Consider the following 10,783-nt stretch of genomic DNA (forward strand, 5'->3'; position numbering starts at 1 on the left):
TGGCCAGCGTTAACCCGGTTTTAGCGGGGGATTCGCTAACCAGGCTGATCGACGGTGATCAGTTGATAGAAACTCAGCTGGATAACCGTGATCGTCTTGTTTACGCCGCTGCGATTCCTGATACCACATGGGCGTTAATCTACGTAGTAGACAAAGCAACCATATTAAAACCGTTAATGCAGTCGCTCACAACCCAAGCCCTGATCAGCCTGGGGATTGTTATTGTGCTGAGCTTAATTTTGACCGCGCTGTTCAAGGTTATGTTTAAAAATCTCGAACGTGTAAGCCAGGCATTGAAAGACATATCGGAAGGAGAGGGGGATCTCACCGTCCGTATACCCGTAAATAGCCGCGATGAGATCGGTGTTTTAGCACAAGGGTTTAACCAGTTTGTCGAGCGATTACACGGTATTATCAGCCGCTTAAGTCAAACCTCTGGTAGTCTTACCCAAACCGCTGATCATTTTACACAGGCGGCACAGCAGCGCAGTCAGCGTATCCGTGTGCAACAAGATGAAATAAATATGGTCGCGGCCGCCGTGACGGAGATGGCCTCTGCTACACAGGAAATTGCAGGTAATGCTGAAGGCGCGGCTCACTCCGCTAAGGATTCGGTGAGCATCAGCGAAAATGGACAGGTGCAGGTTGAGAAAAGTCAGCGGTCTATCCAGGCGTTAGCGGATGAAGTCCAGCGTGCCACCGATGTTATCAGCGATCTGGAAAGACACTCCCAACATATCAGCGGTATTCTTTCGACGATTAGTGGGATAGCAGAGCAAACTAACTTACTGGCCTTGAATGCTGCAATTGAAGCGGCCCGGGCGGGTGATCAGGGCCGGGGCTTTGCCGTGGTTGCTGATGAAGTTCGTGTGCTTTCGCAGCGGACGCATGCGTCGACCGGTGAGATACAAAATATGATCGATACCCTGCAAAAAACGACCAAGCAAGCGGTTTCAAGCATGGGGCGTGGTCATTCGATGGCGGCACAAAGCGTTGATGACGCTGAATTAGCGCGCCAGAGTCTTGCCATGATTACCTCGGCGATTGCAGAGATCTCAGACCGGGCCGTTCTGATTGCGTCGGCGGCTGAAGAGCAAACCTTAGTAACCGAAGAGATCAACCTTAACACTACTGCGATTAGTGATGCTGCCTCAAACATGGCAGATGAAGGCGCTAAAGCAGCGGAGCAGGCTGAAACCTTGCGGGGTTTGATTCGAGAAATTGAAAGTGAAGTCAGGCGCTTCCGTTTATAAGGTCTTCCTTTTCTGGTGGGTATAACAAACCGTTATTCGTGCAGTGTGGACTCTTATTGGGTACTAAAACAGAGAGTCCCTATTGTGCGTATCTTTCTGAGAAGAATGGTGAATCAGGTAGTAGAGTCTCATTTATAAAGGGATGAATGTATGAGCTTCTGGACAATAGAGTGGGCAACTTTACTCGCTTTCATTAGCGCAAATGCGGCGCTTAATTTTTCGCCGGGGCCTGCTGTGTTAAAGGTCGTAGGTGATTCAATCGGTAACGGTGTTGGTAAGGCTCATGCAAGTATCGCTGGCGTATTTGTAGCCAACTTCATGTATTCAGTTTTATCAGTGCTTGGTATCAGTACTCTGATTTTTGCGTTCCCATGGCTGTTTGAAATAGTTAAATGGGTTGGTGTGACTTACCTGTTGTATCTTGCAATCAAAACGGTCAGAAATGCACTCTACGCGACAGAGTTAAAGGCGAAATCACACAACAAAAAATCTGCTAAAGCATTGTTCTGGTCGAGTTTTGCGATGCAGGGTGCTAATCCAAAATCTGTTTTATTTTTTGCGGCAATGCTACCCGTATTTGCTGGCGAAGGTGCCGGGATGGAGCTGCGAATGTTAACGCTTGCTCTATTGGCTCTTATACTCGAATATCCGGCCTTACTTCTTTATGCGGTCTTAGGCTCAAAGGCCTCCGCATTAGCGGTGTCTAAGCGTTCGACTGCCATTATGGATAGTGTTGCAGGCAGTGCGTTAGCTCTGGCAGCCCTGATGGTTGCACGGACATCATTACAAAGAGATCATTGAAACAGAGCGATAGTCCATACGGGGAGAAGCCCTGAGTTATGACCCGTTCTGGAAAAGTAACAATGAATGATTCAGCCCCCATTGCTCAGAATCACAGCATTAGACGGGGCGTTTACCGCATCCTCTCATGCTGTTCTGCGGTAGCGATAGGGTTCTGTTAAGGCGGTCGCTTAAGCAGAAAAATGAATCACCTTCCCTGACGCTATCGATATACTATTCACGGGTCACAGGATAACCAGGAACACCTCATGTTTTTTAGTCCCAGAAAAGAGAAAAAATTACTCACTCTGACGCGCAACGATCCCACGAATCCTCTGGCTTCATACTCTAAACACGCATTCGAACTGGATGGTTTTGAGTGGCCTTCGGTAGAACACTACTATCAGGCGATGAAGTTTGGTAATCCGGCTTATGCTGAGCAGATCCGTCAGTCAGCGCATCCGGCAGAGGCCGGAAAGCTGGGTAAGAGTAAAGGCCATGAACGGCGAAAGGACTGGGACCGGGTGAAGGTCACCTACATGACCCGCGGGACCTATATTAAATGCCGGACTTACCCGGAGATCGCTCAGATATTATTGGACAGTAATGAAATTGAGATTGCCGATCTGACTCAGTATGACTATTTCTGGGGCAGCGGCCGTGATATGCGTGGCAACAATGCCTTTGGCAAAATGCTGATGGGCATCAGAGATAAACTGCGGGAAGAGCTAGAGCAGAGGGGGAACAGCTAGCTCAGGAACAGGGTAAAACCAATCCTCATTTAGTAAGAACGCCTGGGGTTGAATCAGGCATAGCATGGAGCTCAGAATGAATAACCTCTCTATCCTGTTGCCAATGATCGCGCTGGCCGCCTGGACCTTCATTATTCTTCTTATCATTCCCTACAGACGCTTTCGCGGTATTTTTCGCGGGGATGTCACTGCTGATGACTTCAGACTGGGCGAGTCCGCTGATGTTCCGGCAGAGATCAGCCTGCCTAATCGTAACTACATGAGTCTTTTAGAGCTGCCGCTGCTGTTCTATGTTGTGGTTCTGGCTCAGTATGTGACACAGACAGATACATCCGTCACAGTGGGGTTCTGCTGGAGCTATGTCGGGTTGCGGGTGTTACATAGTCTTGTACATCTGACATATAACCATGTGCTGCACCGGTTTATTGTGTTCGCCCTGAGTAATGTCGTTTTACTGATCATATGGGCGCTGTTTTCAGCTTCTGTATTTGCAATGTGAATCGCTGAAGCAGACGTACTGACTATCGGACTCAGGCGCTGAACAGGACTTCAGACTATATTGATAGCTAAATCGTCAGAGCCTGACACCAGAAGCAACAACGCCTTTGAGTTGGTGTGAGCGCATGACCAGTTGTTATCAATGGGCATCAACTATGAAAACGAATCAGCGAAGGTTCTTTAAACCGATACATAGCGTCTGTCTGGCTATCATCTGTGTTAGCGGGGTGACTTCTTTGGAAGCCAGTCAGTTTCGCTGTGAAGCGACTCCTGAGATATTAATATCCGCACCTGATGAGAGCATGGTTGTGTATGTTTGTGATGCCGCAGCCAGGGCGGTCGCGTTTCTTGATCAATACGGATTGCAGCCACAAAGAACCATCGGGATCGACATTATTGAAGAGAGCATCAACCGGGATGGCTATATGGCCTACGGCAGTTATGACCGCCAGAACGATCATATTCTGATGATGTCACTACCGGCGATATTGAAAAGCAGCCAAGCGCCTGAGATGTACAACATGCCCTTTGATGAGGAGCATTACGTTGGCGCTTTCGCTCATGAAATCACCCATGCAATCTTTCAACACAACGCAGATAGTACTGAGGATCTGTGGACAAATGCCGCGCAGGAATATCTGGCCCATGCCACTCAGCTTGGGGTTTTATCAGCCCCCAGAAGGGCCGCGATCATGGACGCTGCCGCGACCGGCCCCTGGGAGACCGGAGATGAAATAAGCGTGACTTACATGGGGTTCAATCCCACGGGGTTTGCGGTGAAGTCATACCTCCATCTTAACGGGCTGAGTGATCCGAAAGGGTTTATCAAGATTCTTCTGAATCATAAATGGCTGTATGTATCGGTGCCTTGAAAAGCAGTCGCCAGTGGTTAGTTGTTGTGGCTTCGCCTCTTGCCAGAACGTCGCTGCGCGACTGCGAGGGAACGCTTGTCTCGTTATCACGCTCCCGCGTGGGAATGTATACCTTACATCTTTGCTCAACGACTGAGTTAGCCATTAACGATTAGTGGGTTTCACTGGTTGATAGGTTATTAAGAAGGTGAATTTTGTGTAGTATTGACTTTAATTGTATATATTAATTGCTTTTTTGGAGTATGCTGATTTTAATATCTTTTTTTGATAAGTGATGTGAAACTGTTTTGTGTCCACCGGCCGAATCATTATGCCTTTGTACTGCGGTGGCAGCATCTCTGATGCTTTTATTGTCTGTCAGCACTGAATCTGGTTGTGTGGCTTTCGTTGTCGCTACCCTTGACCGAGGTCGCTGACATCCTCAATTGATTGTTGTTACTCTTTTCATATTACTTATACAGAGCTGGATTTAGCCTCATCGGGTGTGCAGTTCCGATGGGTATAGTGTGCTTCTCAAGGGTGAAGCAGATTAGCGGCTATTAAGCAGACAGATAGCTGTTATTTGATGGATTAAATAACTTAGCACTCATCAGCGGGTGTTAGTTGGATAATGGAGATCAGCGTGAAACGATTAATGATTGGCGTAGTTGTAATCCTTGCTTTGGTAGCAGGCGGGTTGTTGTGGCAATCCATGCAAACACCAGGGTTGCCTGCCGATATTGCTTCAGGCAATGGGCGAATTGAAGCCGTGCAGGTTGATATATCAACGAAAATTGCGGGTCGGGTGGAGTCTGTTTTAGCCCAGGAGGGCGATCTTGTACAGGCGGGTGATGTGGTTGCCAGAATTGATACTGCGCAGTTACGGGCACAGCGTTTGCGGGCAGAGGCAAATATTGCCAGTGCGCAGAGTGAGGTGTCTGCTGCTGAGGCGTCTATCGAGCAGGCAAAGGCAAAGTTAATTCTGGCGCAGCAGGAACTGGCGCGTACCCGGGCGCTGCTTAACAGGGGACATGCCAGTAAGGAGGCTTATGATACTCAGGTGAGTCAGGTTGCGGTTGCGAAGGCGAATGTGAATGCAGCAGAGGCGATCTTAGTCTCAAAGCAACGCAATGTTGATGCGGTTAAAGCTGAAGCCGAAGGTATTCAGACACAGATAGATGATGCCGAGCTGGTTTCACCGGCCATTGGGCGGGTATTGTATCGTTTGGCTGAGCCGGGCGAAGTATTAGGCAGTGGCGGTAAGGTGTTAACACTGATTAATCTGTCTGATGTCTACATGGAAACCTTTATTCCATCCTCTCAGGCCAACCGTGTAGCCATTGGGGCTGAGGCGCGTGTCAAAGTGGATGTTCTGGATGTGGCGATTCCAGCGGTTGTCAGTTTTGTTTCTCCTGAGTCTCAGTTTACGCCGAAAGAAGTTGAAACGGCGAGTGAGCGGGAAAAACTGATGTTCCGGGTTAAGGTGCGGGTGCCTGAAACGCTGGTAAAGGCTTATATTGATCGCGTTAAGACCGGTGTTCGGGGTGTCGCGTATATCCGCCTCTCTGAACTGCCGGGGGAGGAGCCATCGCCATGGCCGGATTTTCTGCAAAAGCTTCCTGCTGCGGTTGAGCCTGCTAAAACCAGCCAGAACTAACGGGTGCTATCATGGTTCAACACGATTGCCCTGTGGTGCGCTTTCAGGGGGTTACGCATCGCTATAAACAGGTACATGCCGTTGATGATATAACGCTGGCCATACCGGCTGGTTTGATGGTTGGTTTACTGGGGCCGGATGGGGTTGGTAAATCGACCCTGATGGGGCTTGTATCCGGGGCGCGTCAGTTACAGCAAGGACAGCTTGAAGTATTGGGTGGTGATATGGCTTCCGTTGCTCATCGTCATTCAATTGGTCCCGGCATCGCTTATATGCCGCAAGGGCTGGGCAAAAACCTTTATGCAGAACTGAGTGTTCAAGAGAACCTGGATTTTTTTGGTAAGTTGTTTGGTCAGGCTGCGACGGAGCGGCGGACGCGTATTGACCGGTTAACAAAGGCGACCGGGCTGCATCCATTTCTGTCACGTCCGGCGGGTCAGTTGTCAGGCGGTATGAAGCAAAAACTAGGGCTTTGTTGCTCCCTGATTCATGATCCGGATTTATTGATACTGGATGAGCCTACAACAGGAGTTGATCCACTCTCCCGGCGTCAGTTCTGGTCATTAATTGCGGCCATTCGCCAGGAACGCCCCGGCATGAGTGTGCTTGTGTCTACCGCCTATATGGATGAAGCGGAGGGATTCGACTGGCTGGTTGCGATGGATGCAGGGCAGGTGCTGGATACTGGAACGCCGGCAGAACTCAAGGAGCGCACCGGTGCCGATGATTTAGAAACCGCCTTTGTGCGTCTGTTGCCCGAAGGCAAACGTGGCGATATGACGGAGCTGGTGATTCCGCCACTGGAAAAAAACACCGCAACGCCGGCAATTGTGGCCAGAGGCTTAACCCGTCGGTTTGGTGATTTTACAGCGGTCGATAATGTCAGCTTCGAGATTCAGGCCGGTGAGATTTTTGGTTTTCTCGGCTCGAATGGTTGCGGCAAAACCACCACGATGAAAATGCTGACCGGGTTGTTACCCGTTTCCGGGGGCGAAGCGTTCCTGTTTGGTAACCCGGTGAATGCAGGCGATCTGGAAACGCGTAAACGCGTCGGGTTTATGACTCAGGCGTTTTCTCTCTATGGCGAACTAACGGTGGCGCAAAACCTGACGCTGCATGCCCGTTTATTCCATCTGACACCTGAAAAAACCGCTGAGCGGATTGCCACCCTGGCTGAACGTTTCAATCTGGCTGAGCATATGCAGGCACTGGCTTCCTCTTTGCCTCTGGGAATGCGGCAACGCCTTTCACTGGCTGTAGCGGTGATTCATGAGCCGGAAATGCTGATTCTTGATGAACCCACATCCGGGGTTGATCCTGTCGCCCGGGATGGTTTCTGGGAACTGCTGGTTGAGTTATCCCGGCAGGATAAGGTGACGATTTTTATTTCGACTCACTTTATGAATGAAGCACTACGCTGTGATCGTATCTCGCTGATGCATGCCGGTAAGGTGCTGGTTTATGATGAACCACAGCACCTGGTTGATGCGAAAGGTGCTGCCACATTAGAAGAGGCCTTTATTGGTTATCTTGAAGAGGCTATCGGCATCGAGGATGTCGCGGCGGTAGATCAGAATAGCCTGCAGGAGATCGACGGACTGGCCGGTGAATCCAGCGAATCGCCTGGCTCATCAACAGCAGATAAACAGAAGTCTGGCTTCAGCTTTAACCGGATGCTGGCCTATAGCTATCGTGAAATGATGGAAGTGATACGTGACCCGGTGCGGATGGCGTTCGCTTTTCTGGGTAGTTCGATGTTGCTGATCGTGATTGCCTATGGGATCTCACTGGATGTTGAAAACCTCACCTATGCCGCGCTGGATAACGATCGGACCCCTGAGAGTCGCGAGTATTTGAGTAATTTTCAGGGGTCTCGTTATTTTAGTGAACAGCCAGCCTTGCACAGTAAAGACGAGCTGGAGCGCCGTTTAAGGTCAAATGATATTACCTTAGCCATCGAGATCCCATCGGGGTTTGGCCGCAACCTGAAAAAAGGTGAGACGCCCAGTGTTTCCGCCTGGATTGACGGGGCGAATACCACCCGGGCCAGTACCATTGCCGGTTATGTCAGTGGGGCTCATATTCACTATCTGACTGAGTTAGCCACCAATGCCGGTATCGATGCCAGCGCTGTGGCAAAGGTGTCGCAGGAATCCCGTTATCGTTACAACCCTTCCTTTAAAACGATCTACTCAATCGGTCCAAAAACACCGGCGATGCTATTGCTGCTGTTTCCGGCAATTCTGATGGCGGTGAGCCTGGCACGGGAGAAAGAGATTGGTACCATCACCAATTTCTATGTCACCCCAACCAGTCGATTTGAATTTTTGCTGGGTAAACAACTGCCCTATATTGCGATTGGTATGGTGAACTTCGTGATCCTGACGTTACTGGTTGTCTTCTTACTGGGTGTGCCGCTGAAGGGCAGCCTGATCGGTTTAAGTCTGGGGGCGTTGTTTTATGTCTTTGCCTCCACCGGTTTTGGTTTATTGGTTTCAACGGTGACTAAATCCCAGGTTGCTGCGGTGTTTGCCACCGCGATTTTATTGATTATGCCGACCATTAATTTTTCGGGATTGGTGCAACCCACCTCAACACTGGAAGGTGGTGGCTATCTTGTGGGTGTCTTATGGCCTGCAACCTATTATATGCACCTTAGTGTCGCCGCTTTTACTAAGGGCTTAAGTCTGTCTGAGTTAATGGGAGACATTATGGTACTGGCGCTGTTTGGCCCTGCTTTGGTGATGATTGCGGCGGCATTTCTGAAAAAGCAGGAGGCCTGATAGATGAACATCTGGCGCAATATTTTCTGGCTGGGCACTAAGGAACTACGCAGTGTTTTTAGCGATGTGGTGATGGTGGCCCTGATTGTTTATTCGTTCAGTCTTGCTATCTACTCTCAGGCGACGGCAACCAGCGAATCGGTTAACAATGCTTCAATCGCCATCGTCGATGAGAACCATTCAGCCCTGTCCCGGGCCATTGCGAATGCGCTTTATCCACCTTATTTCAAAACGCCGGTTCTGATCTCAGCAGATGAAGTGGATCAGGGGATGAATTTAGATCGCTATATGTTTGTGCTGGAGATTCCGCCAGATTTTGAAAAGGATGTGCGCGGCGGACGTCAGCCGAGTGTGAAGATCAATATTGATGCAACGGCGGTGACTCAGGCAAGCCTTGGCAACAGCTATATCCAGAATATAGTGGTTGATGAGGTGAATCACTATATCAACCGTTCGGATGAAACGAGTGACTACCCCGTGACCCTGGTTCAGCGCCGGGCGTTTAACCCCAATGGTATTGGTATGTGGTTTGGTGCCATCAATGCACTGATTAATCAGATATCGATGATTACCATCATCCTTACCGGGGCGGCACTCTTGCGGGAACGGGAGCATGGCACGATTGAGCATCTGTTAGTGATGCCGTTAAGTTCATTTCAGATTGTTATGTCAAAAGTGTGGGCTAATGGTCTGATTATTTTGCTGGCCTTTTCGTTAGCCATGTTGTTTGTGGTTGAGATTATACTTGATGTGCCTATCAATGGGTCCAGATTACTGCTGTTGCTGGGCACGACGCTGTATCTGTTTGCAGCAGCGGCCATCGGCATCTTTCTGGGGACGATTGCCCGCACCATGGCACAATTTGCGCTGTTGATGATTATGGCGATAGTACCGATTATCATGCTATCCGGTGGCCTGACACCTATCGAGAGTCAGCCGGAAATTATTCAGCCGCTAACCTGGTTTTTACCATCGCGACACTATATGTCATTCGCTCAGGCGGTCATTTTCCGGGGAGCCGGATTAAGTATTATCTGGCCGCAGTTGCTGACGATGATCGCTCTTGGCGCGATTTTCTTCAGCGCGAGCCTGGCGCTGTTCCGTCGTTCAATAGCCGTCAGTCACTGATTAAAGTGGCTCAATTTGTCTCGCTTCCAGGTTTCGTCTCGTTCCCACGCTCCTGCGTGGTAATGCAGACGAAAGATGAATAATGGTAGCAGTCGTTATCCGCTCTGGCAGAAAGGGAGAACGAGTAAAAAGAGGGCAACGAGTAAAAGGATGAAAAGCATTAAAGCAACGGTTTGATGATCTGTTATCCTGTGAACGTCCTCCCAACATTGACAGCCAAACCGATGATAAGACGCTCTTTTTCACCTCCCTGGTGGGCAAAAAATCCACATGTGCAGACCATTCTACCGGTGTTTACAAAGGTGGTTTCGCCCGCGCTATCGCGTCAACGGCTGGAATTAAGCGATGGTGACTTTATCGATCTTGACTGGTTGGGTGATCCTCAGAATGCCAGCAGCATCGTGGTTATTTTACATGGCCTGGAAGGCAGCGCCGATTCCCATTATGTGCGCCGTTTACTGAGAGATTGTCATCAGGCAGGTCTATGCGCGGTTGTGCACCATCATCGGGGTTGTTCAGGCGAACCGAACCGTCTGGCGCGTAGTTATCACAGCGGAGATATGCAAGATATCAGTGACACCCTGCAGCATCTCCGGCAACATTTCCCGCAATCAAAACTGTTCGCTGTCGGTTACAGCTTAGGCGGTAATGTACTGGCTAAATATTTGGGTGAGATGCAGGGTAATAGTGCCATAGAGCGTGCGGTGGTCGTCTCAGCCCCTCTGGTGTTAGCTGCCTGTGCCAAACGGCTGGAAAAGGGCGCGTCGAGGTTTTATCAATGGTATCTGATTAAGGAGCTTCGGGATAAACTCATCGGTAAATTTCATCAGGGAACGATAGTTGATCAGGCATCCGTGACACTCAGGCAAGTCGGTACACTGAAAACCTTTTATCAGTTTGACCATCTGGTGACTGCGCCACTGCATGGTTTTGCAGGGGTTGATGATTATTATGCCCAATCCAGTGGGCTGCCGTTTCTGGCGACAATTAAACGGCCGACGTTAGTCATACACGCCGCTGACGACCCGCTAATGAATGCTGATGTGATCCCTGCAGCAAACCAGTGCGCTCCTGCTGTAAC

The 10,783-nt window shown here is 49.7% G+C and carries 9 protein-coding genes; all 9 read left to right on the top strand.

What is annotated here, in order from left to right:
* Positions 1–1,253, top strand: a 1,253-nt coding sequence (locus ACQY8X_RS19725; protein WP_428036847.1) for a methyl-accepting chemotaxis protein, incomplete at its 5' end; no start/stop codon positions are given.
* A 150-nt stretch (positions 1,254–1,403) separates the two neighbouring features.
* The gene (locus ACQY8X_RS19730) at positions 1,404–2,054 is read left to right on the top strand and encodes a LysE family translocator (protein ID WP_428036848.1); all 651 of its coding nucleotides are present in this window, start codon (positions 1,404–1,406) and stop codon (positions 2,052–2,054) included.
* A 248-nt stretch (positions 2,055–2,302) separates the two neighbouring features.
* A complete protein-coding gene (locus ACQY8X_RS19735) occupies positions 2,303–2,785 on the top strand; it encodes an NADAR family protein (RefSeq protein ID WP_428036849.1) in 483 nt (160 codons plus the stop codon).
* 76 nt (positions 2,786–2,861) lie between these two features.
* Positions 2,862–3,284, top strand: coding sequence for an MAPEG family protein (locus ACQY8X_RS19740; RefSeq protein WP_428036850.1), 423 nt, complete (start codon positions 2,862–2,864; stop codon positions 3,282–3,284).
* Between the two features lie 154 nt (positions 3,285–3,438).
* Positions 3,439–4,155 carry a DUF6639 family protein gene (locus tag ACQY8X_RS19745; protein WP_428036851.1) on the top strand — a complete coding sequence of 239 codons (717 nt, stop codon included), beginning with the start codon at positions 3,439–3,441 and terminating at the stop codon, positions 4,153–4,155.
* A 622-nt stretch (positions 4,156–4,777) separates the two neighbouring features.
* Positions 4,778–5,791 (top strand): HlyD family secretion protein, encoded by a 1,014-nt coding sequence (locus ACQY8X_RS19750; protein ID WP_428036852.1) that lies wholly within the window; start codon positions 4,778–4,780, stop codon positions 5,789–5,791.
* Between the two features lie 11 nt (positions 5,792–5,802).
* Positions 5,803–8,574: a ribosome-associated ATPase/putative transporter RbbA gene (gene rbbA, locus ACQY8X_RS19755; RefSeq protein ID WP_428036853.1), complete on the top strand. Its 2,772-nt coding sequence runs from the start codon at positions 5,803–5,805 to the stop codon at positions 8,572–8,574.
* Between the two features lie 3 nt (positions 8,575–8,577).
* Complete coding sequence (locus ACQY8X_RS19760; RefSeq protein WP_428036854.1) at positions 8,578–9,702, top strand: ABC transporter permease; 1,125 nt, start codon at positions 8,578–8,580, stop codon at positions 9,700–9,702.
* 224 nt (positions 9,703–9,926) lie between these two features.
* The coding region (locus tag ACQY8X_RS19765; RefSeq protein WP_428036855.1) for a hydrolase at positions 9,927–10,783 on the top strand (857 nt) is incomplete at its 3' end.

Source organism: Amphritea sp., assembly GCF_050300915.1.
Classification (GTDB): domain Bacteria; phylum Pseudomonadota; class Gammaproteobacteria; order Pseudomonadales; family Balneatricaceae; genus Amphritea.